This is a genomic window from Binatus soli (SeqCode) (genome assembly GCF_050015535.1).
Classification (GTDB): domain Bacteria; phylum Desulfobacterota; class Binatia; order Binatales; family Binataceae; genus Binatus; species Binatus soli.
In genome coordinates this window covers 94,309-119,779 of record NZ_JBEKBF010000014.1, presented here as the reverse complement: position 1 = coordinate 119,779, position 25,471 = coordinate 94,309, and the positions used below count along the sequence as shown (strand labels likewise).

The window sequence follows — 25,471 nt, the reverse complement described above, 5'->3', positions numbered from 1 at the left end:
CCGCCAGTTGGCCAGTTGATTGGGCGCGCTCGCGCGGTATTCTGAACGGATAGCAAATCGAATCGGATTGGGCTGAGCGCCGGATTTGGAACTCGCGTCCGATTCTTCCATTTTGACCATCGCACCAGGAGGGCAGGGCTCGATCAATGGCGACTAACAGTTTCGGTGCTCGTTCGACGCTTTCGGTGGAAGGCAACAGCTACACGATCTTCAGGCTCGAAGCGCTCGAGAAGCGCGGTTTCTCGCTCGCGCGGATGCCGTATTCGATCAAGGTGATGCTCGAGAACGTGCTGCGGCGCGAAGACGGCGTGATCGTGACGACCGGGCAGATCGAGGCGCTGGCCAAATGGAACGGCAAGGGCGGAGAGCGCGAAATCTCGTTCATGCCGGCGCGCGTGCTGCTGCAGGATTTCACGGGCGTGCCGGTGGTGGCGGATCTGGCGGCGATGCGCGATGCGATCAAAAAGCTCGGCGGCGATCCCGCGAAGATCAGTCCGCTGCAGCCGGTTGACCTGGTGATCGATCACTCGGTGCAGGTCGATTCTTTCGGCAGCGCCGATTCGTTCGCGGCCAACGCGCGGCTGGAATTCGAGCGCAACCGCGAGCGCTATCTTTTTCTGCGCTGGGGGCAGGGCGCATTCGACAACTTCCGCGTCGTTCCGCCCGACACTGGAATCGTTCACCAGGTGAATCTGGAATATCTCGCGCCGGTGGTTTTTTCGTCGAAGAACGGCGAAGCGTATCCGGACACGGTGATCGGCACGGATTCGCATACCACGATGATCAACGGGCTCGGCGTGGTGGGATGGGGTGTGGGCGGAATCGAGGCCGAAGCCGCGATGCTCGGGCGCTCGGTACCGATGCTGATTCCCGAAGTGATCGGGTTTCGGCTGGCGGGCAGCCTGCGTCCGGGGGCGACCGCTACCGACCTGGTGCTGACGGTCACGCAGATGCTGCGCAAGAAGGGCGTGGTCGGCAAGTTCGTTGAATACTTCGGGCCGGGACTCAAGTCGCTGCCGGTCGCGGATCGCGCGACGCTGGGCAACATGTCGCCCGAGTATGGCGCGACGATGGGATTTTTCCCGGTCGACGATCAGACGCTCACTTATTTGCGGCTGACGGGACGGAGCGAAAGCCAGGTCAAACTGATCGAGGCCTACTGCAAGGCGCAAGGCCTGTTTAATTCCGCCGAGGCGCCCGAGCCGAAATTTTCCGACACCCTCGAACTCGATCTCGGGACCGTGGTGCCGAGCATGGCCGGGCCGCGCCGTCCGCAGGATCGAGTTGCGCTGACGGCGGCGAAGAGCGGTTTCCGGAGCGAGCTTGCCAAGGAATTCGAGCAGCATCCGAGCGTCGATCGCAAAGAGCTGGCGAAGTGGGTTGCCGAAGGCGGCGACGGCGCGGCGGCGGCCGAAGGGGCAGCGGTCGAATCGAAGCTCGGCCATATCGCCAACAAGGTCGAAGTGCATTCCGAGGGCGGGCGCTTCGCGTTGACGCATGGCTCGATCGTGATCGCCGCGATCACGAGCTGCACGAACACGTCGAATCCGTCGGTGATGCTCGCGGCGGGAATTCTCGCGCAAAAGGCGGTTGCGCGCGGGTTGATGGTCAAGCCGTGGGTGAAGACCAGCCTGGCGCCCGGTTCCAAGGTCGTGACGCAGTACCTCAAGCGCGCGGGGCTGACCGAGTCGCTCGACAAGCTGCGCTTTAACCTGGTCGGTTACGGATGCACGACGTGTATCGGCAACAGCGGGCCGATTGCGGAGGCGATCGCGGGGGCGGTGAAGCAGGGCAACCTGGTGGCATGTGCAATACTGAGCGGCAATCGCAATTTCGAGGGGCGCATCAATCCCGCGGTGCGGTTCAACTACCTGGCGTCGCCGCCGCTGGTGGTCGCATACGCGATTGCGGGCACGATGGATATCGACGTCGAGCACGAGGCGCTCGGCACGGGTTCCGACGGACGTCCGGTGTATCTGCGCGACATCTGGCCGTCGCACGAGGAAGTGGCGGCGGCGGTGGCGGGTTCAGTTGACGCCGCGATGTTCAGGAGCGAGTACGGCCAGGTGTTTGACGGCGACGAACGATGGAAGGGCCTGGCCGTGCCGAAAGGCAACCTGTTCCGCTGGGAGAAGGATTCGTCCTACGTGAAGGCGCCCCCGTTTTTCGACGGCGTGACGGCCAAGGTGGGCGAGTTCTCCGATATCAGCGGAGCGCGGGCGCTGGCGGTGCTCGGCGACAGCGTGACGACGGATCACATATCGCCGGCCGGGTCGATCGCGGCCGACAGTCCGGCGGGCAAGTATCTGATCGCGCATGGCGTGCAGCCCAAGGATTTCAACTCATACGGAGCGCGGCGCGGAAATCACGAGGTGATGATGCGCGGGACGTTGGCGAATATCCGGCTCAAGAACCTGATGGTGCCGGGGGTGGAAGGCGGCTTCACCACGCATGTCCCGGACGGCGAGCGGATGACGATCTTCGAGGCGTCGGAGCGTTACCGCAAAGCAGGGACTCCGCTGATAGTGATCGCGGGCAAGGAATATGGCACCGGCTCGTCGCGCGATTGGGCCGCCAAGGGTGTGCAACTGCTCGGCGTGCGCGCGGTAATCGCGCAGAGCTTCGAGCGAATCCATCGCAGCAATCTGATTGGGATGGGCGTGCTGGCGCTGGAGTTCAAGGGTGGCGACAGCCGCGAGAAGCTCGGACTCACGGGGCAGGAAGTATTCTCGATCACGGGATTGAAGGCGGGAATCAAGCCGCGCCAGGCGATGAAGGTGCGCGCGGAATCCGGCGGCAAGACGATCGAGTTCGAGGCGACGCTGCGCGTCGATACGCCCGAGGAGGTCGAGTATATCCGGCACGGCGGAATCCTGCCGTTCGTGCTGCGCGAATTGATTCGGCAGGGGTGAGGCAGGGGTGACCCCTGCACCCAGTATTAAGGCCGCGCTCCGTTGTCGCGCGCGGGCAGGGGTGACCCCTGCACCCAATGTTAAGGCCGCCCGGCGTTGGCGGGCGCATGAAGGAAGAATCACCTGCGCGGTGGGCGGCAGGGGCTGCGGCCCCTGCACCCGCAGTGAGAAGACGCGAAAATCTGCGCAGCGCATCTTTTCGCGACTATGCGATGGAAGAGCCCGCGGGCGCACGGTTTCTTAATACTGGCCTCCCGTGCCAACGGGTCTTAATACTGGCCAGCCGTGCCAACGGGCAGGGGTGAGCCCTGCACCCGATGCTAAGATAAGAATGCGGGACTTCGTCCCTGTTAGAAGGGTCAGGGGGAAGAATCGCGGAGAGCGCCAGTAGCCGCCTATTGCATCAGGTCCGGGTAATCAACACCAACGCAGTTGCATAACACTTTCGCATTTCCAAGGTCTCACAGATTTTTTCGGCTGGAAGCGATCAGCGGAGGAGCGCGATTCAGGCGGGCTGTGGAGCCGTGGTATCGATCCCGACCGCGGTGCCGCTCTTGCGGGTGGCGTAGCGGCTGAGCAGTCTCACGACCGCGGGCGTGACTTCGTGGATAGCCTCGCGGCGGAAGCCGACAACCTCAGGACCGCGCGCGCGCATCATCCCGAGCATCGAGAGCCGCAGCAGCGCCGCGACCGCCTGGCAGTAACGGAAGCGCTCGAAGTCGATCGGCGCCATCGCATGATAGAGCGGTATGTACAAAGCCGCGAAGCTCGCGCGAAGCCCGTTGCCGACCACGTTGTCGCGCATCCATCGCGGGTTCTCCAGCGCGGACGAGGACAGAATCACGGCCGTCATCGCAGCGTCGAGATGGCGATCGCCGACATCGGCGTTCACCCAGTCGATGACGCCGGTCACGCGCACCCCATCCACCATCACGTTGAGCGGATGATAATCCATGTGCAGGAGCGAATTGGGGCTGTGGCGAAACCGGGCCGCGCGTTCGGCAACCAGATTGAGCGCCTCGCGCAGACCGGGCAGCGGGCCGGTCTCGACGCGATTGGCGATGATCGCAAGCACGCGATCCAGCAGCGGGCAGTCGGCGTCAGCGCCGGCGCCTGCGATTGGCGCATATGCGTGCGGAATCTCGCGCAGGGGCGCGCTCGCCGGGTCGAGCTTGTGGAGCCTCGACTGCGCGCGGACGAAAGAAAAAAATGCCATCGAGAAAGTCTTTAACGAACTCGGAAAGCTGCGGATCGTGAACAGCGTACCGCCCGCCAGCCGCTGCATGATGAGGAACGGCGCGCCTAGGGCGCGATGGTCGGCCTCGAAGGCGTAGGGGCGCGGGACGCAATAGCCGGCGGCGAACAGGCGATCGATGGTGGTGTATTCGCGGGCGCCTTTGGCGTCGGCCTCGGAGCCTTGATAGAACCGCAAAACCATCGATTGGCCGGCCCGGATGGCCGTGAACGCCTTCGACGCCGCATCGAGCGTGAACTCGAAGACCGTGGTTTCCCATCCGCTGGCAAGGACGCTCAGACGCGAGACCGGTGCGCCAAGGTACGCGGACAGGCGTTGCTGAATGTCGTCACAGTCGAGCATCGGATACAGCGCGGACGGAGAATCCGCCGGAACCGCAGCGTAATACACGCGGAGAAAAGTCGCAACCGAACTGACACGCGTGTCAGGTGCGGCAGGGGTGACCCCTGAACCCAATATTAAGACAAAGATGCGGGATGCGGGACTTCGTCCCGGTTAGAAGGGGCGAGCGATCAGGGAATCGGGCGAGGCATGAAATGTTGCTGTTGGTGGGTCTCGGTGGGCGGCGGCGGTTCGGCCGGCGTCTGGGGCATCGGCGCCATCTTGAGTGTCTCGTTGGGGAGAGTCTGGCCGTCTTGCTGGAAACGCTGCTGCACGATCGACGAGAGCAAGGGTCCACTGCGATCGCCGAGATCGATCGCAACTTCGACCGACAGTCCCAGCCGGAGCGGTTTGTCTCGGGGCTCCGGTCCGTCGATAACAATCTTGACCGGCACGCGCTGCACGACTTTGACCCAGTTGCCGGTCGCATTTTCGGGCGGCAGCAGCGAGAAGGCCGCGCCGGTGCCCATGCTGATCGAATCGACGTGTCCCCGGTAGGTGTAGTTGGGATAGATGTCGGCGACGATCTCCGCCTTTTGACCGACGCGCACGTCGGTGAGCTGGGTCTCCTTGAAGTTGGCCGTGAGGTAGAGCTTGCCAAGCGGGACGATCGCCAGCAGAGGCTCTCCGACCTGGACGCGATTGCCAACGTGGGCGGTTTTGTGAGTCACGATGCCCGCGAACGGCGCGGTCAGTTTGGTGTAGTCGAGATCGAGCTTGGCGGCTTCCAGAGCGGCTTCGGCCTGCTTCACGACCGGGAGTGCGTAGCGCGAACGGCCGTCGTTGCGCGATCCGAGGGCGGCCTCGGCCTGCGTCAATTGATGCTCCGCCAGCGCTTCATCGGCCATCGCGACGCGCAGTCCGGTGTTGGCCTGATCGTATTGCTCGATGGAGACGACGCCTTGTTCCTTCAGCGCCTTGGCGCGGTCGAAATCGATTTGCGCCTGCTTGAGCTGCGACACGGTGAGCGCCACACCCGACCGCGCCGCATCCACCAGCGCGTAGAGCTCATCGACGGATTGCCTGGCGCGCTCGAGCTGAGCCTGGGCCTGCTCGACACGGACGTCGAAGTCGCGCGGGTCCAGCGTCAACAACAGTTGGCCTTCCTTAACCGTCCAGTTGTCCTCGACATAAACGTTGGTGACGGTGCCGGCAACACGCGAGGAAACCAGCGCGACAGTGCCGTCGACGTAGGCGTCGTCGGTGCTGACGTGGCTTTCGATGTAGCGATAGTAGTGAAAACCGGGAATCGCGGCGGCGGCGACCGCAATGATCGCCACTGCCAACAAGACCCGGCGTACGAGCTGCGAATTCATAGAATGATTTCAGAGGCGGGAAGGTCTAGGCGCGTTTTCGAATGGCTCGCTCACTTCTTACAGAGGCTAACTATGACGAATGCGGGAGGCTGTCAAACGAACCGGGACGATCGAGCGCGGATTCGACGCAGCGGCAGGCATGCGAGCGAATTGCGCAACTAGCGCGGCGCTGACTCAACAGGGCGCGCGAGTCATGGCTCGCGAATCGTCGCGTTGGGGCCATGAACGACGGCCGCCACCACGGCGCCGTCGAGCGTCATGTTGACGGTGAAAGTAGGGAAGGCTGGAGCTCCGAAAAGGGTGGCGTCCACCTTTCCGTCGGGGCTGTCGAACAGGATCAAGTTCGGCGCGCGTGAGCTGATCACCCATCCGGTGGTGATATCCTCGACCAGCGCGTTGTAACGCTGATCGGCGGGACCGGCGACGAAAATGCGCAGGTCCGGAGACGCCGGCGATGCGATCGAGTTGAGGGTACCCCCGACCTGCACCGACACGGTGCCAAAAGATGCGCTGGTGGACTGAAGATCGGCCACTCTGGTGCCGATGATTGCTTCGAGACTCAGCAGGTTGCTGTTGCTGGTGGTTTTAGTTGCGATGATTCGAGCCGGCAGGACGTTGTTGCAGATTACGATGCTAAGCGGGACGTTGCCCTGAAGCGTCCATGACGATCGCGCGTCCGATACGGTCGCGGTAAATGGCGTCCCGACCGTGCCGAGAATTTCATACGATGCCAACGCCGGGCCGTTGGGTGTATTACCGACGCTCCCGGAAAATCCAGTCTGGTTGTTGCAGGCCGCGACTGAAAACGCGAGCGCTGCGCCGAGCGCGCTCATCGACAAAATTCGCACGAGACACCGCATCGCCCGGCTTGCCATCACTCTGGTATCGGCTTGATTACGTCGTTGCAGATGCCGGGGCATGTGCCGTCGGGATACTCGCAGGTGGTCGGGCACTTGATCCCCGGCGTCGGAGCCGAGCTCGGGCCACCGGCTGGCGGAGGCGGTGGAATCGTGACGGTCACCGTATTGGTGTCAAGCACAGGTGTAGGCGCCGAACTCGGCACCACCGAAAAAGTGGGTACCGGCAGTTGGAGCCTTTGTAGATTATAAGTGTCGGCAGGAGCGCAGAAGGCGTAACTGTTGTTCGGGTTCTCAGTCGTCACATTCTGCACGGGAGCATTTGTTATCAGCACGTTATCTTTCGACAGGACGACCGAGGTGCCGAGGTTCGCGTTGGCGACGCCACTTGGACCGCCCGTCACGCTGCCGTGACCGACGCAGTCGATCGTTTGGTCGATGGGGAAAGTCGCCGTCGTCGGAGGACTGCACACTCCCGGAGCGGAGGGCTTCGCCGACGCCGGAACGTCTGCCAGCACCGCGATGGTGTGGCCCTGAAACGGATCGGTGACGCCCTGATAGAGATCGATCGTCGTAGCGAACAGATCAAAGCCTGAGGGAACGACATCCGAGGTCGGAACATTCAGCGTAAAAGAAACGCAGCTATGCGGTGGAGGTCCTGGGCAGGAGCCGACGTGCGAGTTCGTGACGGCAAGCGGCATCGGGAGCGCGCTTTCAATATTGTTGGTTCCATGGTCCTCGGCGAATACCTGGACCAGAGTAGTCTGCCCCGGATTTGGCGGTGTTATCGGGATAGTGCCGCTGATGTATCCCGTGTTCAGCGCGAGGTCGCACGCGTCGAAAGTGGCGCCGGTGGCGCTAGTGGTGCAAGTGCCGCCGGTTTTGCCCGAGCTCGGAATTGCCTGGACGAATAAAGGATCGTAACCCGGCGCGGTGATCTCCATCGCATAGGCCGCTTTTTTCGGTAGCACCGGAACGTTGTCGAACGCAGCGGGGATCGCGAGCGTACCCGGCAGCGGAAAGTTGCCTGCATCATCGGTATTCGCCGTCGCGACAGCGATGCATTGCTCGGGGGAGTCAATACAGAAGGTTGCCGGTGTTGCCGGTGGCGTGGGAGTGATGTCATCGGGTGGAATCAGCAACTGCAGGGTCGCACCGACAACCGGTTTTGTGGCGACGCAATTATCGCTGATCGTACCCGTGATATAGCCAAGTGTCTGGCCCACTTTGGGGGTGAAGTTTTGTGAGAGCGATTGCCCAGGGTATAGCGGCGGCAACCGCGCTGCCTGGTAGGTATCTGCTCCGCCCACCAGCGCGAGGTCATAGAGTGTTCCAAATCCATATGCCCCCGTGGGGCCGCCGGCCGCCGGAAGCGCCAGATTAAACTTCCCGTTTTGGACCGGAGCGGTGGCGATAGGGGTATTGGTTCCGATCGCTTCGGCTGTCACCGTCAACGGTTGGACCCTTGTCGTCGGCGCAGTCGGCGAGCCCGACACGGATCCTGTCACCGTACCCAGCTGGACCGGATTCGTGGGCGGCGACGCCAACTTGATCGTTACGGTGTACGCACCGCCGGCTGTCGTAGGCGCCTTATTGATCATCATCGACACTTGAAGGAACAACTCCACCAGTTTCCCCTTTTCCGGCGCGATCAGCCCGCCGGGACCGGTGTTCGACACGCTGATGACGTTGGTGCCGGCAGCCAACTGGATCGGGTAATTGATGCATCCGTCGGCGGTGGCGCTAAGCGGCGGCGCCAGCGGACAGTCGGGGATCAATGTGCCGGGATTGTTCGGATCGAGCTGGACCTCGGCAATTTCGTAGGTGTCGGGCCGCACATCGGCGGTGTTGAAGAGCTGGGGTAGGTTCTGCGAAGTATTGAGATCGATCTGCAAGTCCGCGTTCTGTGGAGAGTTTCCGATCCCCGGAGGCACCGGAATGGTTTCCCATCCGCCATTGGCGGGGCCCACGGCCGCATTGCGATTGATGCGAACCGACTGAACATTGAGAAGAACGTTCTGAAAGTTCGTCGGCGGAACGCCCACAAATCCCACCTCGACCTGCGCTGTGTTGGCGGCCCGGGCCGACCCGACACCGGCCAGCAGCACGCAAATCAGAGTGACGAAAGGTGCTATCAGGCTGCCAGCAGTGCGATGCACAAAAAAATCTTTCACACGGAATCCATCGAAGAAGATTTGGGTCAGCATTTGGGATAACCTAACCAGTGTGCGAACGCAAGAATACAATCGCTTGCGTGAACGTCAAATGGATCAGGGGAGCTTGACTGATCGCCTTCCCGATCCGGAGAATCACAGCCAGCGATGAACTCGTCGAATCGAAACGCCCGCTGCTGTCTGTTCGCGCTTTTCTTTCTGCTCTGCTTCGGGGTTCGAGTGACCGCGGCGGATGCGAGCTTGAAAATCACGACCGGAAATCCGGGCCTCGAGCACTTCGACACCGACGGCGGCGTACAGCTCGACTTCGGTCTGACCGATCAGAACGGCAATCCGGTCGGCAACCTTCGTCCCGACAACGTGAAAGTATTTGAAGACGGCAAGGAAGCCAAGATCCTCGACTTTCGCGGAGTCGGTCAGGGCCGTCCCGTCGATATCGTGTTCGTGATGGACGTGACGGAATCGATGCAGCCGTATATCGACGCGGTCAAGCAGAACGTGATCGCGTTTGCGCAGGACCTGCAGGCCAACAGCCGCGACTACCGGCTCGGGCTGGTGACGTTCGAGGATTACGTGGTCTCGGCGTACCCGGACTGCAACTGCGCCTATCGCAACTCGTTTACTTCGGACGTCAAGCAGTTCACCGAGTGGGTGGGCAGCCTGCACGCCGGCGGCGGCGGCGACATCCCCGAGGATCAGCTCGACGCGCTTGCCTATGCGGCGAAGTTTCCGTTCCGCCCCGAGGCCGAAGGCATCATCATTATCATCACCGACGCGCCGGCCCATCATGACGGCGACGGCTCGGCCGACACGGCGCACGATCAGGCCTTCTGGGACCATCATACTCGCGGCGTGCAGGTGACGGATTTGACCGGGACCAAAGTCGCCGACATGCTCAAGAAGAACGGGCTCACTCTGTATGCGGTGGTCCCGCCGCCGTTCATCGAGCCCGCGTACCAGGAAATCATCGATGCGACGCACGGCCGTTCGTACAATATCATCACGGAAGAAGGCCGCTTCCCGTCGCTGGTGCGCGAAATCGGCCATTCGATCGCGACGGAGTATTCGCTGACCTATCGAACGCCGCGGCCGATTGAAGACGGCACCAATCGCAGTGTCGAACTGAAGATCGATTACAACGGCGAAGCGGGCGACGTTGAGACCGCGTACCAGGTGCGTGGGCTCGGCGGCGCCGCGATTAACGTGCCGGAGGACGCGGGCACGGCCGCTGGAAACTCGACCGGCACCGGGCTTCGGCAATTCTCGTTCAGCTGGTGGAACGGAGCAGTACCGTTGATCGCAATCATCGGGCTGTTCGGGCTGTCGCGAATGAGGTTCGGGGTCTCGGCCGACGAACTCAAGGCCATTGTCGAGGCGCAGGGCGCGCCATCACTTCGGATGCCGTCCGCCCCGCCGCCAGCGGCGCGCGCGGTCCAGCGCGCGCCCGCCAGACCGTCGCAATCACCGATGACCGCGCCCCGCGGGGCGGGAAATACGCAGGGCGCGCGGCTGGTGGCGGTCGATCGCGTCGATCCGGTGCCGGCGGAATACTCGCTGATGAAAGACGAGATATCGATCGGCCGCGGCGAGGACAACGACGTCGTCATTCCGCACGCAAGCGTGTCGCGCCAGCACGCGCGCCTGATGCGCCGCGAGGGTGGATTCGAACTGATGGATCTGAATTCGACTAACGGCAGCTATGTGGACGATCGCCAGATACATGGCTCGGCGTTCGTGAGCGCCGGCAGCCAGCTGCGCCTGGGCGACATCCGGTTCGTGTTGCAGCTGTAACTCGTTTTTTCCTTATCAGTGGCCGGCTCGCTCCAGCGCCTGCGGCTCCAGAAAAGCGTTGTCCACGGTTCCCATATCGATATACCAGCATTCGCGATCGGGCGCGGTCGCTCCGGGCATATAGACGACCGAGCTGTAGCCGGTATCGAGATCCTCGTCGACCAGACCGAGCTGGAACATCCGCTTGTACGGATAGATGGCGACTCTCGCGTCCGGCACCGGCCGGTCGCGATAGGTATTGAAGGTCGCGATAGTCTTCCACAGCTTGCCGTTGCGATCGTACTGATCCGACGCCGTGATGAACCATCCTTCTGAATCAATGTAGAAGATTCGCTTCGGGATCGTCAGATCGCGGCCCGGCTTCGAGTCCGCTTCGATCACGTACAGATGGCGCATCTCCCAGTCTTCCGGGCAAATGGTTTTGCCGCCGTCGAAGGGGCATTGCGGCTCGGGCGAATGCACGGCGTGCACCGACGCGAGCATCTGCTTCTCACCCAGGAACCGGTAGTTGAAATCTTCGATTTTCGCCGAGAAGCCGAAGTATGAGTCCGGATCGAGCGTGTTCGCGTAAGCGCTGCCTCCGCTGGCTCCTCCCATGCCGCCGCCATAGCCGCTGCCTCCGCCGCCGCTGAATCCCGGCAAAGCGCCTATAGCGTCTGAGAGCACCGCCGCAGATTCACGGCGCAGCTTGCGCGTCGTGGGACTGAACACCCATACGTTGTCCTCGATCGTGGGATCGATATGCCGCTGCCGCACCATCCCGTAGCCGCGCAATGACGACGGCTCCATGAACGGATAGAAGCCGAAGCGGTAACGAATGCCGCTGGCCACGCCGTCGGGATCGACCGGTATCGGAGGCACCTCGATGCGGCCGACATTGTTGTAGAACGCGAAATGCCCCACCGTGTAGTAGCTCAGCGGTGAGCCGGCGGCGTTCTTGTCGAAGCTGGCAACCTCTGGATAGCGCATATCGATGTCGTCGCTGTAGAGCGGCCGGTAGCTGAAATTCCACATCACCTTGGTCGCCACTTGCGGATCGTTCGGATCGACCAGCGGAAACGGCTGGCCGGAGACGTAACCCTTGAGGGTGCCGTCGGCCCCGAGCTGGACCTGGGGCGAGTACTTCTCGGTCGCAGTTTTGAACGGCGGCGGCCAATCGAGCTTGTCGGTCGGCACGATCCTGAGCTGCATGCCCTCGCGGACCAGCACGTAGTTGCCGGGGCTGAGCAGGTCGGCGACCTTGTATGCATTGTCCTTGGTGATTACATCGCCGGGTTTGACGTCGGCTTGCGCGCGCGGCAACGAGCAGAGCATCGCCGCCAGCAAGGTTCCGACCACGATTCGCAACGGTGACTGTAGCATGAGTACCTCCATCAGCGGCGGCGGGTGAGCCCGTTTTTCTGCATGCGCCATCGCAGCAGATCGAAGCGGTCCTGCCCGAAAAACGGTTCGTCGTTGAAGACCATCAGCGGGACGCCCCAATGCCCGGCGCGTTTCTGCGCGGACTCATTTTCGGCGATCATAGCTTCATAACGATCCGGATCCCGCTCGATTTCCGAATCGAGTCTCGTGAGGTCCAGCCCTGCGCGCTGCGCCGCCCCGGCGAGATGGCCGCCGAGATGCCAGTTTCTGACGCCGCCGAAAATGACTGCGCTGACTGCTGCGAGGAACGGCAGTCCCTTGCCGAGAGCGGCGGCGGCGCCCAACCTTGTCAACCTGTGGATGTACGGTTGCTCGTTGGCCACCTCGCCGGTGCTGATGTTCATGACGATCGGATCGGGGCTGGGCCAGGCGAACGGCATGCCCAGCATCTCCGCGATACGCGAGCAATCGCGAAGCAAATAGGGCGGCCACATCGGGTTCACCTGTTTGAAAAAGCCGGGAATCCGGACCGCGATCGGATAAACCGGCCGGACGTTGGCCTTCACGTCGTACTCGCGTTCGAATTCAATCAGGCGCGGCGTAACGAGGTAGGAATACGGCGAGCGAAAGGACCAGAACAGATCATATTGGAGTGTCATCCAGGTTCTCCGGTGATGGGAAGTCCGCGATTTGAGCCGCGGCTACCTCGTGCGCCAATTGTAACATTGCTCATCGCCGAAGTTCAGCGCGCCATTGCAAGGTTTCAAGGTCTCGATCGAAAGTGTCTTGCTTGATCGTTCATCGACGCGCTCTCTATGATTGAGCAAAGAGCGACTGAGGTCACTCCCATGAAAAAGGCTATTTCCAGAATCGGTCTGTTCGCGATCGCGATTTCGGCGCTCGTATTTAATCCCGCCCGAGCCGATGCGCAGTTGCGCCCGATGATGATTCCGCTTACCACCACGCTGGTCATCAGCAAGCCCGCGCCGGGGCAGATCTACGGTGACAAGCAGACGGTCACGATGGGCGTAGCCGGAAAAACATACAAGTTCGTGCTGAAAGACGCCTACGTTGACGATCCCACGGGCAAAGTCCATTGGCCCGACGTCTGGCAGTTGGTCCGCCAGTACAAGCCCAACTTCAACGTGACCGGTCTCGGAGAGGACACGTTCGAGAACATGCAGCCGGGCCAGACCCTGACGGTGCGCGGCATGTTCACCGGGAACAATCAGACATTGGAAGTGATGAGTGCCGAACCGGGCGAGGGCCGCTTCGGTCCCACACAGCATTACTAGAGCGGCGAATCGCCGCGAGCATTCCCGTTTTTCGGGCACAAGTTGTGCCGACATCCGCGCGTAGTGTACCTTTGAAGGCTCAAATCACGGGGAAAGCGGCCAAAAATCGGTAAATGAAAAAACTTACGGGAGCACAAATCGTTATCGAGAGCCTGATTGCCGAGGGCGTCGATGTCATCTTCGGCTATCCGGGCGGCGCGATCCTGCCGACTTACGACGCGCTACTCGACTCAAAGATCAAGCACATTCTCGTCCGCCATGAGCAGGGCGCGACCCACATGGCGGAGGGCTATGCGCGCGTCAGCGGACGCCCCGGCGTCGTCATCGTCACTTCGGGGCCCGGTGCGACCAACACCGTCACCGGGATCGCCGACGCGTACATGGATTCCACCCCGATGGTGGTTTTGTCGGGCCAGGTTCCGACCACGATGATCGGCAACGATGCTTTCCAGGAGGCGGACTTCGTCGGTATCACCCGCCCGTGCACCAAGCACAATTTCCTGGTCAAGAACGTCAAGGATATCGCGCGCATCATCAAGGAAGCGTTTTATATCGCCGGCAGCGGGCGTCCCGGTCCGGTGGTGGTCGATTTGCCCAAGGACGTGCAACAGGCCGAGCATGTTCTTCACCTGCCCGAGAAAATTGAACTGCGCGGCTACAAGCCCACAATTCGCGGCAATCCCCGGCAGATCGAGCGCGCGATCGAGGCGATCGAGAAAAGTTCGAAGCCGCTGTTCTACGTCGGCGGCGGCGTGCAATGGTCCGGTGCGGCCCCCGAGCTGCGCGAACTGGTTAAGGGACTTGGTATTCCAATTACCGAGACGTTGATGGGATTGGGATCGTACCCGGCCTCCGATTCGCTCCGGCTCGGGATGCTCGGGATGCACGGTTCGTACGGCACCAACACGGCGGTATGCAACACCGATTGCCTAATCGCAGTCGGAGCGCGCTTCGACGATCGCGTCACCGGCAAGATTTCTGAATTCGCGGCGAAGGCCGAGACGATTATTCACATCGATATCGACCCGTCGTCTATTTCGAAGAACGTCAAGGTCGATATTCCGATCGTCGGCGATATCAAGTCGGTACTGACCGACATGCTGACCACGATTAAGGGCCGCGAGAGTATCGCGAAGCGCCACGCCGATTGGACCAAATGGCATCAGCAGATCCTCAAGTGGCAGAAGGAGAAGCCGCTCTACGAGAACATTCATCGTGGCGAGAGCGTCTCCCCGCACGACGTTATCGCCGAGCTGTACAAGCTCACCAAGGCCGATTGCATACTGGTTACTGATGTCGGGCAGCATCAGATGTGGGTGGCTCAGATGTTCCCGTTTGAGCATCCCCGCTCATGGCTGACCTCGGGTGGACTGGGCACCATGGGCTACGGACTGCCGGCCGGGATCGGTGCGACGTTCGCCGCGCCTGACAAGAAGGTTGTAGTGGTATCCGGCGACGGCTCGATACAGATGAACATCCAGGAACTGGGTACCGCGGTCCAATACAAAGTCGATATCAAGGTAATCATACTCAATAACTACTTCCTCGGAATGGTTCGCCAATGGCAGGAGAAGTTTTACGCCGAACGGTATTCTTACACCGCGATGTCGGTGCCGAACTTCGTCAAGCTCGCCGATGCCTACGGTGCGCGCGGCTTCCGAATTGAAAAATCGAAAGACCTTGTTGCGACGATGAAGGAAGCATTCGCGACCCCCGGCCCGGTACTCATCGACGTCGTGATCCCCAAGGAAGAGGCGGTGATGCCCATGATTCCGCCCGGCGGCGCGATGTCCGAGATGCTGTTCGCCTGAACGGGGGCCGCGCGGTCAACGTCGGGAACATCCTTTTCCGCAGGAGGCGCACTCATGGCCGCGCGCGTACCGTACCTGAATCGCGAAGACCTTCCCGAAGCCGACCGCGTGATCTTCGACAACCTGGCCGCGGAGGGCGGCGGGACCGTCGGCAATATCTTCCGCGTACTTGCGCATACGCCAAAATTTTTGCGCCGGTTCTGCTCGATGGGTAACAACCTCCGCAACAAGACTGCGCTCGACCCAAAACTCCGCGAACTCGCGATCCTCACGGTCGGACGGCTGACCGATGCGCAATACGAGTTCGTCCATCATTGCGCCATCGCGCGGCGCGTCGGCATCTCGCGCGAGCAGCTCGAAGCGCTCGCCGATTGGGAGAAATCCTCGAAGTTCAGCGACAATGAGCGCGCCGTGATTCGTTACGCCGTCGAGGCCACCGGCAACGTGCGCGTGACCGACGCGACCTGGAACGCCCTGAAGACCTTTCTCGACACGGGCCGCATGATGGAACTGGTGCAGAACGTCGCCTTCTACAATATGGTCGTGCGTATGCTTGTGCCGTTAGGCGTCGAACTCGAACCCGGCTCGACGATGGATTAGCGCCGCGCCGGCAACACCGCAACACCGAAACACCGATTCGCCGCCGCCACGCGCATCGCCGCAGCGACGCGCTATGATTGATCGATGACGCGCCGTCCGCACCCCGACGTTTACCAACAGGGAATCGACCTCTTCAACGAAGGGCGCTTCTTCGAGTGTCACGAAGCATGGGAGGAAATCTGGAAGCGCTCCGACGGCGAGGTGAAGCTCTTCTACCAGGGGCTGATCCAGGCCGCAGTCGCGATTCTGCACGCGCAGCGCGGAAACCTCGAGGGCGCACGGTTGGTGTATGAGAAAGCGTCGGCCAGGCTTGATTCAATTCCGCACGAGCACATGGGTCTCGCAGTCGGCGAGTTGCGCGTCGAGTTGAGCCGATTTATCGAAATTGCAAGCCGCGCGGACGGCGGCCCGCTTCCCGCCCCGCCGCGACTGCGGCGAATCCCAACGTCACGCGCTTAAATTTAAAATGCTCTTCAAGCGCTCGCCTTTATTTTTTCGAGCTCCTCGCGGAGAACCGAACGGACTTCTGCGCCTAATTGCTTCGCAAGACCCGGACGCTGGATGTGCTCCCGAAGCGCGTCGTTGATCAAGGTCTGATAATTTCCGCCGTGGGCCTTCCGAACCTTCTCGCGGAAGTGATCCACGATATCGCGATCCAAGCGGATGGTGATGCGAACCTTTTCCGGCGGCAACGGAATGACCGGTCCGCGCTTGCCCTTTCTAAGATCGTACTCCCGTTTCATATCCGCTTATCCTCGTATTGAGCGCGCTCGCGCGAGGTTGCTTTCCGCGCGGAGATTATGCGAATGGCGCTCCCGCGTATCGAGTAGGAAACCGCCAATACTTGTCCCTGAGCGTCCATCCCGAAGGTCAGGTACCGCTCTTCTCCAAAGTGTTCGTCCACCAGCGTAATGGCCCGGTCGTCATCGAGCACGATCACTGCGTCAACGAATTCCACTCCGTGCTTGCGGAGATTCTGCTCGGCCTTCTTCGGGTCCCACTCGGACTCCAACTCCCACCCCTCGGTGGTGTACACTGTACACTCGCGTATCGATCCAATACAAACGCGGACGCGGGTCACGCGCCCAGTCGGGTCGGCACTTTCATCCGTATAAGACGCGGCGCTGAAGGCAGCGGGTGCATCTTGTGACCAGACGGCGATGCAATATCGGACGCTTGGCCGCAATTGCGGCGAATCCGGAAATCAGGTGCTTAGAACTGCACTTCTGCTTAGAACGGCACTTCTGCTTAGAACGGGATGTCTTCGTCGTCCATCGGCGCTACGTCGTCGCCCGCGCCTGCGCCGCCCGCGGGTGCGCGACCACGAGCTTCTCCGGCCTCATCGCCCATCGGAGCGCCGCCGCGCGAGCTCAGGAACTGCACGCGCGTCGCGACAATTTCCGTGACCTTGCGCTTGCCGCTGCCATCCTTCGCTTCATACTCGCGGTAGGAAATTCTGCCCTCGATGTAAACCGGGCTTCCCTTCTTCAGATACTGCGCGCAGGCCTCGCCCTGTTTGCCCCACACGATGATGTTGTGCCAGTCGGTGCGGTCCTGCCGCGTCCCGCTCTTGTCGGCGAACGACTCCTTGGTCGCAATCGAAAAGTTCGTGACTGACGTGCCCGAGTTGGTGAAGCGAGTTTCGGGATCGCGTCCCAGATTGCCGATCAGAATTACTTTGTTTACCGACGCCGCCATCTTCGCCACCTCATGATCATGATCCGAAAACTAGCCCCGCCCCGTTCTCAAGGCAAGGCAGGGGCTGGCCCCCGCCTTTCGCCTCCGTTTTCTGACCGATATAATCGCCTCGGTGCGGGAGGCAGGATAGGGCGATGGCGGCAAGCACTTCCACGACCGCTCCGGTCCGAATCGTGGCGCTCGGCGGGTTGGGCGAGATTGGCCTCAACCTGATGGCGATCGAATGCGCCGGGCGCGCGATCGTGATCGATTGCGGTGTGATGTTTCCAGACGAGCCCGCGCTCGGATTGGGTACCTATATACCCGAGATGGCGTGGCTCGAGCGCAGCCACGTCGCGGTTGAGGCGGTCGTGCTCACCCACGCCCACGAGGATCACATCGGCGCGATCCCGCACCTGCTGCGCCGCTTCAACGTTCCCGTTTATGGAACCGATATAACGCTCGCTTTCACCCGGCGGCGGCTCGCTGATGCGGAGTTCGACGGTCCGGTCGATCTGCGGACGATTGCGCCGCGGGCTGCATTCGAGGCTGGGCCGTTCACCGTCGAGCCGATTCGTGTTACGCATTCGACCCCGAACTCGATTGCTCTCGCGATTCGAACGCCCGCGGGGGTCGTGGTTCATAGCGGCGACTTCAAGATCGACGACGCTCCCGTGGACGGCGCGACGTTCGATCGCGAACGCTTCGCCGAACTTGGCGCGCAAGGCGTTGCCGTCCTGCTCTCGGATTCGACCAACGTCGAGCGCCCCGGCCGCTCGGGCTCGGAAAGTTCGCTCAAGCCCGTCCTGCGCGAGCTCGCATCACGCACGCGCGGCAGGTTTTTCCTGTCAGCCTTTTCGTCGCATCTGCATCGGATTCGCCAGGTAGTCGAGGTCTCGCGCGAGTTCGGCCGCCGGGTCGTTCCGTTGGGACGCGCGATGGCGGAGAGCGTGCGGCTGGGTCTCGAGACCGGCCAGCTTCCATTTGCGCAAGCGATGTTTGTCGAGCCGGGCGAGGCCGAGTTCATCGACGTAAACCGGCTGAGCTATCTTGCCAGCGGAAGCCAGGGCGAACCGCTCTCGGCGCTGGCGAAAATCGCCGCCGACGCGCACCCGCGCGTGCGTATCGAGCATGGCGACGTGGTCGTGCTGTCATCGCGCTTCATTCCCGGCAACGAACGCACCATCAACAACCTGGTGAATCGTCTCTACCGGCAGGGCGCCGACGTCGTTTACGACGCGGTCGCTCCGGTTCACGTTTCGGGGCACGCCAGTCAGGACGAGTTGGCGGAGATAATCGCGCTCACGCGGCCGCGGCATTTCATCCCGATTCATGGCGAATATCGTCATCTGAGCCGTCACGTCGCGCTCGCAATCGGCGCGGGAATACCCGAGCGCAACTGCTTCCTGCTCGAAGACGGCGATTCGCTGATTCTCAGCAGCGGTGGCGAGGCGCGCCGCGGACCCACCGTCGAGGCGGGCCGCGTGATGCTCGAAGGCGCGGACGGCGGCGATCCCGCCGTGGTCGGCGAGCGCCGGGTGCTCGCGCGAGACGGCACGGTAACGGCGGTGGTGGTCCTCTCGTCAAAAACCGGGCGCATCGTTGCGGGCCCCGATCTCCTCTCGCGGGGGCTGGTGAGCGGCGATGGCACTTCTGCGCACATGCGCCGCGCGAAGGAGGAATTAACCCGGCGCCTGAGCGCGCTCGGTTGCCCCCTGCACGCCAATGAGCCCCGCGTAAAGGAAGAAATCGTACGCGCGATTCGGCGCTACTTCAGCGATGAGCTGGGCAAGCGGCCGCTGGTCATTCCATACGTGACGGAGGTGTGACCCCTATCGCGCGCAAGGAGAAAACGCCCTTCGAGCTGCCTTCTTCACCGACTCGCGAGCCGCGGGCTGCGGTCGAGGAGGTTTTCGTTTTCGTTGCCGCACATCCCGGCAGCCGTATCGCTCGCGAGCTATCCGCACTCGCGCTGCTCGCGTTCGCCGCCTTCGGCACGGTGAGCCTCGTAAGCGTCGATATCGGACAGAGTCCCAACCTCGGCGGTCCGGTCGGCGCGGCCATCGCGGCGACTCTCGGCGGCCTGGTGGGATACCAGTCGTACACCGTGATGATATTGGTCGCGTGGCTGGCGCAGCGCGTATGGACGGGGGTGGGAATCGTCACGATCGCGCGCGAGATTGGCGGCGGCATCATTTTGATTCTTGCGCTCGCGGCGGCCGGCGCGCTGTGGAATCTGCACGACGCAAAGATGGGCGGTGAAATTGGCGCGGATATCGCCACGCTGCTCAGTGATTCGCTCAACCTGGCCGGGGGCTTGATCGCGGTCGCGCTCGGATTCATCTGCGGGCTTGCCCTGATGCTCAAGCGGGCGCCGACCGAGCTGCTGGCCGGACTCGCCAACAAAATTCGCCCGCGCCGCGAGGAGTTTGAACTTGCCGGCGGCGACAACGACACGCGCATCCCGTTCTCACTGGGCGCGGGCGACGAGCTCGAGCCGGACGGCGTGGGCGGCAGGCCGGCGCCGCTGAAGGTCAGGCTGCTGGAGATTCGCGGTGCGACGGCGCGCGAGAAGCGCGACAGGGCCGCGGCTTCCAAGCCGCGCCAGAAGGGTGCTTTCAAACTCCCTCCGCAGTCGCTGCTGGATTTGCCGCCCGCCGAGCATGCGCAGGTGGACGAGAGCCAGCTCGAGCGCAGCGCGCGCGTGCTCGAGCAGAAACTCGCGGACTTCGGCGTCGCGGGGCGGGTGGTCGAAGTACAGCCGGGCCCGGTCGTCACGATGTACAAATTCGAGCCGGGCTCCGGAATCAAGGTAAGCCAGGTTGTCAATCTCGCCGACGATCTCTCGATGGCTCTTAGAGCCGCCGCGGTGCGAATCCAGGCGCCGGTGCCCGGGGAGGCCGTGGTTGGCATCGAAGTGCCCAACCGCAAGCGCGAACGCATTTTTCTGCGCGAGATTCTCGAGGCCGAGGAATTCCTGGCCGCGCAGAGCCAGCTGACCATCGCGCTCGGCAAGGACATCGCCGGGCGTCCGGTCGCTGCCGATCTCGCCCGGATGCCTCATCTGCTGATCGCCGGAGCGACCGGAACCGGCAAGTCGGTTTCGCTCCACACGATGATCGCGTCGATTCTGTTCAACGCGACCGCGGACGATGTGCGTCTGATTCTCGTCGACCCCAAGATGCTGGAATTGTCGGTGTACGAAAATATCCCGCATCTGCTGGTTCCGGTCGTCGTCGATCCGCAGAAGGCCGCGTCCGCGTTGCTGTGGGCGACGCAGGAGATGGAGAGCAGGTACCTGCGGATGCGCGAGTTGGGCGTGCGCAATATCGACGGCTACAACCACGCGCTGGCCTCGGGCGTGTCGATCGCGCAGCTCAAGATGGCGGGGCAGAGCGTACCGGCGTCGGACGATCCCAATCAGCCGGCGGTCGGCGAGATCGAGCATCGCAAGCTGCCGAAGATCGTGATCGTCATCGACGAGCTCGCCGATCTGCTGCTCGGCGAGGGCAAGACTGTCGAGCGCGACATCACGCGGCTGGCGCAAAAAGCGCGCGCCGCCGGAATTCATCTCATCCTGGCCACCCAGCGTCCCTCGGTGGATGTGATCACCGGGCTTATCAAGGCGAACCTGCCGGCACGAATCTCGCTCCAAGTCGCGTCGCGGGTCGATTCGCGCACGATTCTCGATTCTATCGGCGCCGAACGCCTGCTCGGCGCCGGTGATATGCTCTTCATGCCGCCCGGCAGTGTGAGGCTTCGCCGCCTGCACGGGCCGTTCGTCGGCGAGCATGAGATTCGCAGGCTCGCTGATTTCCTGCGCGCGCAGGGCGCGCCCGAATACCGCATGGAAATCCTCGACACCAAGGCTCCGGGCGTGGAAGAGGGGGCCGGATTCGGCGCGGACGCGCAGGACGAAATGTATGATGAGGCGGTGCGGATCGTGATGGAGACCAACCAGGCGTCGATCTCGATGATCCAACGACGGCTTCGAATCGGCTACAATCGCGCGGCCCGGATGGTCGAGCAGATGGAACGCGAAGGAATCGTGATGCCCGCCGACGGCGCCAAACCACGCGAAGTCCGCTTGCGCAGCGTGCGATGAGCGAGCGGCGACTTTCCTGAAAACAATGTGGAAAGCGATCTTTGCGGCAATCGTGATGTTCCTCGCCATTGGGGCACCCGTTCAATCCGAGACTATCGCACTGTCCAGCGCCCCCGTCAGCAAAGATTTGAAGCATGTGCTGGATCGCCTGCAGCGTCATTACCGCGACACCAAGTCATTCTCGGCGAAATTCAGCGAGGAGATCGCGACCGTCGGCGCGCCGAAACGCAAACGTCAGGGCACGGTTTCATTTCGCAAGCCCGGACGCATGCGCTGGGAGTTCGAGGCGCCGGAAGTGCAAACAATCGTCAGCGACGGCGAGACGCTCTACAGCTACGATCCGGACCTCAACCAGGTCGTCGAAACTCCGCTCAAGCAGGCGCTCAAATCGAGCAGCGCGACCTCGTTCCTGCTCGGAATCGGCAATATCAACCGCGACTTCAAGGCCGCATTCGCAAGTCCCGCAAGGCCCACCGGTCTCGTCGATTTGATCCTCGACGCGAAGGCCGGCGGCTACAAAATTGAAGTTGGACTCGATCCGAAAACTTACAATCTGATCACGCTGACGCTTACCGACCAGCTTGGCGACACGACCAGGATCGATTTCAGCGACGTTCATGATAATGTGGAACTGCCCGATTCGATTTTCGCATTCAAGGCGCCGGCGGGCGTGGATGTCGTGACGGCGCCGGCCTCGCCGTGACGCTCGAGAAAACCCGAAAACCACAATCGCCGCGATGACGCTTTCAACCGCGATTGCCTCGCGTGTATGCGACAGGTATTTTTAAAAGCCCCGTAAGTTTTTCCGATTCTGCCATGGAAAAAGTTCACCTGCTCACGCTTGGATGCCCCAAGAACCTCGCCGACAGCGAGCTGATGCTTGGCGCGCTGACTTCGGCGGGATTCGAGATCACACTCGATCCCGAAGAGGCGCAAGTGCTGTTGGTGAATACCTGCGCGTTTATCGAAGCCGCCAAGAAGGAATCAATCGACGCGATCCTCGAAGCGGCCGAGGTCAAGAAGCGCGGCTTTGGCAAGCGGCTGGTGGTCGCGGGATGTTTGTCGCAGCGCTACGCCGCCGAACTCGCGGCCATGATGCCCGAAGTGGACGTGTTCGTCGGCACCGGCAACTTCCTCGATTTGCCCGAGCTGCTGCGGCGCACCGAAGCACCCGAAATGCGGCCGATTCCGTATGCCGGCGCGGCGCATCTGCTGCCGACGTCGGCAATCCCGCGAATCAAGACCGGCGATTTCTTCACGTCTTACTTGAAGATTTCCGAGGGCTGCAATCATAAGTGCGCCTTCTGCATTATCCCCAAGATTCGCGGCCTGCATGAGAGCCGCCCGCTGGCTGACCTCGTCGCCGAGGCGCGCAACCTGGCCGCCGCCGGCGTTCGCGAGATCAATTTGATCGCCCAGGACTTGACCGCCTACGGCCGCGACCTCGATGAGCCGTCTTCCCTCGCGGCGTTGATCCGGGAACTCTCGACAATAGACGAGCTCCGCTGGATACGGCTGCTCTACTGCTATCCGAATTTCGTGAGCGCCGAGCTGCTCGACGCAATCGCGGAGCTGCCCAAGGTCGTCAAGTATATCGACATGCCGTTGCAGCACGCCGACGACGCGATGCTGCGCGCGATGCGCCGCGAGCGCTCGGGCGCGGCATTGGTCAAGCTGCTCGACCGCGTGCGCAAACGCATCCCGGGCGTCGTGCTGCGAACGTCGTTTATCGTCGGCTTCCCCGGCGAGACTGATGCCGCGTTCGAGCGTCTGGTGAATTTTGTCCGCGATGAGCAGTTCGATCGCGTGGGAGTGTTTACCTACTCGCATGAAGAGAATACCGCCGCCTACAACCTGCCGGACCAGGTGCCCGAGCGCGTCAAGCGCGCGCGGCGGGCGAGCTTGATGGCGACGCAGTCGGAAATTTCCCTGGCCAGGAATCGCGGCCTGGTCGGACGCGAAATGGAGGTGCTGGTCGAGGGTCCGATGCCCGGACGCGCCACGCGACTACGCGGGCGAACGTCCGGTCAAGCGCCGGAAATCGATGGCTCCGTATTCCTTGCGGGCGACGCGGAGGCGGGCGAGTTCGTCCGCGCACGAATCGACAAGGCGCTCAGCTACGACCTGCACGCAACCGTCGCCGGCGCGGCCGCTTAATATACCGGGAGTCGCAAATTCGATGGCGAAGAAACCAGTTGCACCGAACCGAAAGAAGTTCCTTGCCAAAACCCGCGAGCAACTGCTGGAAACGAAAACCAAACTGCTCGGCGAGATCGATTCCGAATTGCGGGCCGAACGCGAAAGCAACAAGGACGAGGGCATGGACACTTACGACCTCGCGTCCGAAGAGCGCGATCGCGAGATCAACTTCATCCTGTCGGACCGCGAACGGGTCAAGCTCAAGCAGATCGACGACGCGCTCGAGCGTCTCGACGAAGGCGCCTATGGCGTCTGCGAGTCCTGCGGACTGGAGATCGCCGAGGAACGGCTCGAGGCGATGCCATTTTCGCGCCTGTGCCGGGATTGTCAGCAGGACCAGGAGCGCGAGGCGAAATCGCAGCGCCGATTCGACGACGAGCGCAATACCTATCGCAAAATAGGTTCCACCGACGCCGACGACGAGAGCGCCTAGCCGTGGCGACGGCAGCGCAGTATTAAGCCGTTGGCAGGGGACGCGCGCGACAACGGAGCGCGGCCTTACTACTGCGCTGCCGTCGCCACGGCCAGGGGTCACCCCTGCCATCGCGTCTTCTCACTGCGGGTGCAGGGGCCGCAGCCCCTGCCGCCCACCGCGCAGGTGATTCTTCCTTCATGCCGCCGCCAACGGAGCGCGGCCTTAATACTGGGTGCAGGGGTCACCCCTGCCGGGCGTTGTTTACCGTGCTGCCCAAACCAGTCATCCTAGACAGAACAGCTTGCGCGGGAGCCGCAGTTGTCAACGATCGCTACGATCGCTGCATCAGGATTTCAGCAACCGGCCAATGAGGATATTTTCCGATATTGAAAGCGATGGATCCGTTGGACCATCCGTCGATTTAGCCGCCGCTCGCGAGCGGATCCGCACCAATCTTTCCGGCGTCGGCGCGAAGATCGCCCTTGCAAGCGCGCGGGGCGGGGTCGGCAAGAGCATGCTGGCCGTGAATATCGCGGCGGCGTTGGCGATGAAAGGCCGCAAGGTCGCGATTGTTGACGCGGACCTGAATTCACCCAGTGTCGCGGCGATGCTCGGGATGGACCCGCAGCGGCCCTACCCGATGATCGAAGCAATCGAGCCGGCTGCGGGGCCGTATGGCCTGCGCCTGGTTTCGAGCGATCAGCTTCCCGGCGGCGAAGCGCCACCGATCAGCTTTGTGGATGATTACGATCAAATCAACGGCAACAACAACGGCGAGCCGGTTGCGCCTGCCCCGACGCGGCCCGTGGAACTGAGCTATCGCGAAGGGCTGAGGCGAATTTTAGCGCAAACGCAGTTCGGGAGCGTCGATTTTTTGATCATCGATCTGGCGACCGGCCTCGATCGATTGTGCTCGGTAGCTGCCATGGTAGCGCTCGACGGCGTCCTGCTGCTCAGTCTTCCGTCCGCACAGGACACCAATGCCGCGCGTCAGGCGATAAAAATTGGCCGCGCGATCGGCGCGCCAATCGTCGGCATCGTGGAGAATATGGTCGGCTTCAACTGCGACGGATGCCGCGCAGTTCGGCCTCTGTGGCCGGAGGGCGATCTCCATAGAGTCGCACGCGAGGCTGCGGTACCGATCCTGGCGCGGCTCGCGTTTGAACCGCGCCTTGCGGACAGCAGCGATCGCGGCGTGCTGTTCGTTCGCGAGTACGCGTCCACGCCTACCGGCAAAGTGCTCGCCGATATTGCCAACCAGGTTGAAGCGATGGTCGCCGCGCGCACTCGGGCAGCGGCTACGCCCGCTTAGCGCCGCGCC

Annotated in this window: 21 protein-coding genes; 12 read left to right on the top strand and 9 right to left on the bottom strand. The window is 62.2% G+C overall.

Features of this window, described 5'->3' with window-relative positions; all coding sequences use genetic code 11:
• The first annotated feature begins 146 nt into the window (after positions 1-146).
• Positions 147-2,912 (top strand): aconitate hydratase AcnA, encoded by a 2,766-nt coding sequence (acnA, locus tag ABR989_RS12355; RefSeq protein WP_428128946.1) that lies wholly within the window; start codon positions 147-149, stop codon positions 2,910-2,912.
• A 505-nt stretch (positions 2,913-3,417) separates the two neighbouring features.
• Here the strand turns inward: acnA and ABR989_RS12350 are convergent.
• From ABR989_RS12350 to ABR989_RS12335, 4 genes are all read right to left on the bottom strand, one after another.
• Positions 3,418-4,509 (bottom strand): phosphotransferase, encoded by a 1,092-nt coding sequence (locus ABR989_RS12350; RefSeq protein WP_428128944.1) that lies wholly within the window; start codon positions 4,507-4,509, stop codon positions 3,418-3,420.
• A gap of 170 nt (positions 4,510-4,679) precedes the next feature.
• Positions 4,680-5,864 (bottom strand): efflux RND transporter periplasmic adaptor subunit, encoded by a 1,185-nt coding sequence (locus ABR989_RS12345; RefSeq protein ID WP_428128943.1) that lies wholly within the window; start codon positions 5,862-5,864, stop codon positions 4,680-4,682.
• Positions 5,865-6,055: 191 nt separating this feature from the next.
• Positions 6,056-6,697: a hypothetical protein gene (locus tag ABR989_RS12340; RefSeq protein WP_428128942.1), complete on the bottom strand. Its 642-nt coding sequence runs from the start codon at positions 6,695-6,697 to the stop codon at positions 6,056-6,058.
• 41 nt (positions 6,698-6,738) lie between these two features.
• Positions 6,739-8,928 (bottom strand): hypothetical protein, encoded by a 2,190-nt coding sequence (locus ABR989_RS12335; protein ID WP_428128941.1) that lies wholly within the window; start codon positions 8,926-8,928, stop codon positions 6,739-6,741.
• Positions 8,929-9,135: 207 nt separating this feature from the next.
• Here ABR989_RS12335 and ABR989_RS12330 point away from each other — a divergent pair, with 207 nt between their 5' ends.
• Entirely contained in the window at positions 9,136-10,686 is a 1,551-nt protein-coding gene (locus ABR989_RS12330) for an FHA domain-containing protein (RefSeq protein ID WP_428128940.1), read from the top strand.
• A 15-nt stretch (positions 10,687-10,701) separates the two neighbouring features.
• Here ABR989_RS12330 and ABR989_RS12325 read toward each other — a convergent pair whose 3' ends face one another.
• Both ABR989_RS12325 and ABR989_RS12320 read right to left on the bottom strand, forming a co-directional pair.
• The gene (locus ABR989_RS12325; protein ID WP_428128937.1) at positions 10,702-12,048 is read right to left on the bottom strand and encodes a DUF1329 domain-containing protein; all 1,347 of its coding nucleotides are present in this window, start codon (positions 12,046-12,048) and stop codon (positions 10,702-10,704) included.
• An 11-nt stretch (positions 12,049-12,059) separates the two neighbouring features.
• Entirely contained in the window at positions 12,060-12,707 is a 648-nt protein-coding gene (locus ABR989_RS12320) for a 2-hydroxychromene-2-carboxylate isomerase (RefSeq protein ID WP_428128935.1), read from the bottom strand.
• 189 nt (positions 12,708-12,896) lie between these two features.
• Between ABR989_RS12320 and ABR989_RS12315 the strand changes: the two genes are divergently transcribed.
• The 4 genes from ABR989_RS12315 (at position 12,897) to ABR989_RS12300 (ending at position 16,213) form a co-directional block, all read left to right on the top strand.
• On the top strand, positions 12,897-13,343 hold the full coding sequence (locus ABR989_RS12315) for a hypothetical protein (RefSeq protein WP_428128933.1): 447 nt from the start codon (positions 12,897-12,899) through the stop codon (positions 13,341-13,343).
• A 113-nt stretch (positions 13,344-13,456) separates the two neighbouring features.
• A complete protein-coding gene (gene ilvB, locus ABR989_RS12310) occupies positions 13,457-15,154 on the top strand; it encodes a biosynthetic-type acetolactate synthase large subunit (RefSeq protein ID WP_428128930.1) in 1,698 nt (565 codons plus the stop codon).
• A 54-nt stretch (positions 15,155-15,208) separates the two neighbouring features.
• A complete protein-coding gene (locus ABR989_RS12305; RefSeq protein WP_428128927.1) occupies positions 15,209-15,754 on the top strand; it encodes a carboxymuconolactone decarboxylase family protein in 546 nt (181 codons plus the stop codon).
• 84 nt (positions 15,755-15,838) lie between these two features.
• Positions 15,839-16,213 (top strand): DUF309 domain-containing protein, encoded by a 375-nt coding sequence (locus ABR989_RS12300; RefSeq protein WP_428128926.1) that lies wholly within the window; start codon positions 15,839-15,841, stop codon positions 16,211-16,213.
• A gap of 14 nt (positions 16,214-16,227) precedes the next feature.
• Here the strand turns inward: ABR989_RS12300 and ABR989_RS12295 are convergent, their stop codons facing one another.
• From ABR989_RS12295 to ABR989_RS12285, 3 genes are all read right to left on the bottom strand, one after another.
• Entirely contained in the window at positions 16,228-16,497 is a 270-nt protein-coding gene (locus tag ABR989_RS12295) for a BrnA antitoxin family protein (protein WP_428128923.1), read from the bottom strand.
• Positions 16,494-16,790, bottom strand: a complete 297-nt coding sequence (locus ABR989_RS12290; RefSeq protein WP_428128920.1) for a BrnT family toxin — start codon at positions 16,788-16,790, stop codon at positions 16,494-16,496. The genes ABR989_RS12295 and ABR989_RS12290 overlap by 4 nt, the downstream gene beginning before the upstream one ends.
• 212 nt (positions 16,791-17,002) lie before the next feature.
• Entirely contained in the window at positions 17,003-17,452 is a 450-nt protein-coding gene (locus ABR989_RS12285; RefSeq protein WP_428128991.1) for a single-stranded DNA-binding protein, read from the bottom strand.
• Between the two features lie 134 nt (positions 17,453-17,586).
• Here ABR989_RS12285 and ABR989_RS12280 point away from each other — a divergent pair, with 134 nt between their 5' ends.
• From ABR989_RS12280 to ABR989_RS12255, 6 genes are all read left to right on the top strand, one after another.
• Positions 17,587-19,260 (top strand): ribonuclease J, encoded by a 1,674-nt coding sequence (locus ABR989_RS12280; RefSeq protein ID WP_428128917.1) that lies wholly within the window; start codon positions 17,587-17,589, stop codon positions 19,258-19,260.
• Positions 19,257-21,536: a DNA translocase FtsK gene (locus ABR989_RS12275; RefSeq protein WP_428128914.1), complete on the top strand. Its 2,280-nt coding sequence runs from the start codon at positions 19,257-19,259 to the stop codon at positions 21,534-21,536. Before ABR989_RS12280 ends, ABR989_RS12275 begins: the two co-directional genes overlap by 4 nt.
• 25 nt (positions 21,537-21,561) lie before the next feature.
• Positions 21,562-22,239 (top strand): outer membrane lipoprotein periplasmic chaperone LolA, encoded by a 678-nt coding sequence (gene lolA / locus ABR989_RS12270; RefSeq protein ID WP_428128912.1) that lies wholly within the window; start codon positions 21,562-21,564, stop codon positions 22,237-22,239.
• A 113-nt stretch (positions 22,240-22,352) separates the two neighbouring features.
• On the top strand, positions 22,353-23,693 hold the full coding sequence (rimO, locus tag ABR989_RS12265) for a 30S ribosomal protein S12 methylthiotransferase RimO (RefSeq protein ID WP_428128911.1): 1,341 nt from the start codon (positions 22,353-22,355) through the stop codon (positions 23,691-23,693).
• Between the two features lie 22 nt (positions 23,694-23,715).
• The gene (locus ABR989_RS12260) at positions 23,716-24,168 is read left to right on the top strand and encodes a TraR/DksA family transcriptional regulator (protein WP_428128908.1); all 453 of its coding nucleotides are present in this window, start codon (positions 23,716-23,718) and stop codon (positions 24,166-24,168) included.
• A gap of 349 nt (positions 24,169-24,517) precedes the next feature.
• A complete protein-coding gene (locus tag ABR989_RS12255) occupies positions 24,518-25,462 on the top strand; it encodes a P-loop NTPase (RefSeq protein WP_428128905.1) in 945 nt (314 codons plus the stop codon).
• The last annotated feature ends 9 nt before the right edge of the window (positions 25,463-25,471 follow it).

What these genes read in the sequence shown, in the direction of transcription:
- ABR989_RS12300 (WP_428128926.1), top strand. Translation starts at nt 15,839, where the DNA reads ATGACGCGCCGTCCGCACCCCGACGTTTACCAACAGGGAATCGACCTC.
- ABR989_RS12320 (WP_428128935.1), bottom strand. Translation starts at nt 12,707, where the DNA reads ATGACACTCCAATATGATCTGTTCTGGTCCTTTCGCTCGCCGTATTCC.
- ABR989_RS12325 (WP_428128937.1), bottom strand. Translation starts at nt 12,048, where the DNA reads ATGCTACAGTCACCGTTGCGAATCGTGGTCGGAACCTTGCTGGCGGCG.
- ABR989_RS12280 (WP_428128917.1), top strand. Translation starts at nt 17,587, where the DNA reads ATGGCGGCAAGCACTTCCACGACCGCTCCGGTCCGAATCGTGGCGCTC.
- ABR989_RS12340 (WP_428128942.1), bottom strand. Translation starts at nt 6,697, where the DNA reads ATGAGCGCGCTCGGCGCAGCGCTCGCGTTTTCAGTCGCGGCCTGCAAC.
- ABR989_RS12285 (WP_428128991.1), bottom strand. Translation starts at nt 17,452, where the DNA reads ATGGCGGCGTCGGTAAACAAAGTAATTCTGATCGGCAATCTGGGACGC.
- ABR989_RS12255 (WP_428128905.1), top strand. Translation starts at nt 24,518, where the DNA reads ATGAGGATATTTTCCGATATTGAAAGCGATGGATCCGTTGGACCATCC.
- acnA (WP_428128946.1), top strand. Translation starts at nt 147, where the DNA reads ATGGCGACTAACAGTTTCGGTGCTCGTTCGACGCTTTCGGTGGAAGGC.
- ABR989_RS12345 (WP_428128943.1), bottom strand. Translation starts at nt 5,864, where the DNA reads ATGAATTCGCAGCTCGTACGCCGGGTCTTGTTGGCAGTGGCGATCATT.
- ABR989_RS12260 (WP_428128908.1), top strand. Translation starts at nt 23,716, where the DNA reads ATGGCGAAGAAACCAGTTGCACCGAACCGAAAGAAGTTCCTTGCCAAA.
- ABR989_RS12295 (WP_428128923.1), bottom strand. Translation starts at nt 16,497, where the DNA reads ATGAAACGGGAGTACGATCTTAGAAAGGGCAAGCGCGGACCGGTCATT.
- ABR989_RS12350 (WP_428128944.1), bottom strand. Translation starts at nt 4,509, where the DNA reads ATGCTCGACTGTGACGACATTCAGCAACGCCTGTCCGCGTACCTTGGC.
- ABR989_RS12305 (WP_428128927.1), top strand. Translation starts at nt 15,209, where the DNA reads ATGGCCGCGCGCGTACCGTACCTGAATCGCGAAGACCTTCCCGAAGCC.
- ABR989_RS12315 (WP_428128933.1), top strand. Translation starts at nt 12,897, where the DNA reads ATGAAAAAGGCTATTTCCAGAATCGGTCTGTTCGCGATCGCGATTTCG.
- lolA (WP_428128912.1), top strand. Translation starts at nt 21,562, where the DNA reads ATGTGGAAAGCGATCTTTGCGGCAATCGTGATGTTCCTCGCCATTGGG.
- rimO (WP_428128911.1), top strand. Translation starts at nt 22,353, where the DNA reads ATGGAAAAAGTTCACCTGCTCACGCTTGGATGCCCCAAGAACCTCGCC.
- ABR989_RS12335 (WP_428128941.1), bottom strand. Translation starts at nt 8,928, where the DNA reads ATGCTGACCCAAATCTTCTTCGATGGATTCCGTGTGAAAGATTTTTTT.
- ilvB (WP_428128930.1), top strand. Translation starts at nt 13,457, where the DNA reads ATGAAAAAACTTACGGGAGCACAAATCGTTATCGAGAGCCTGATTGCC.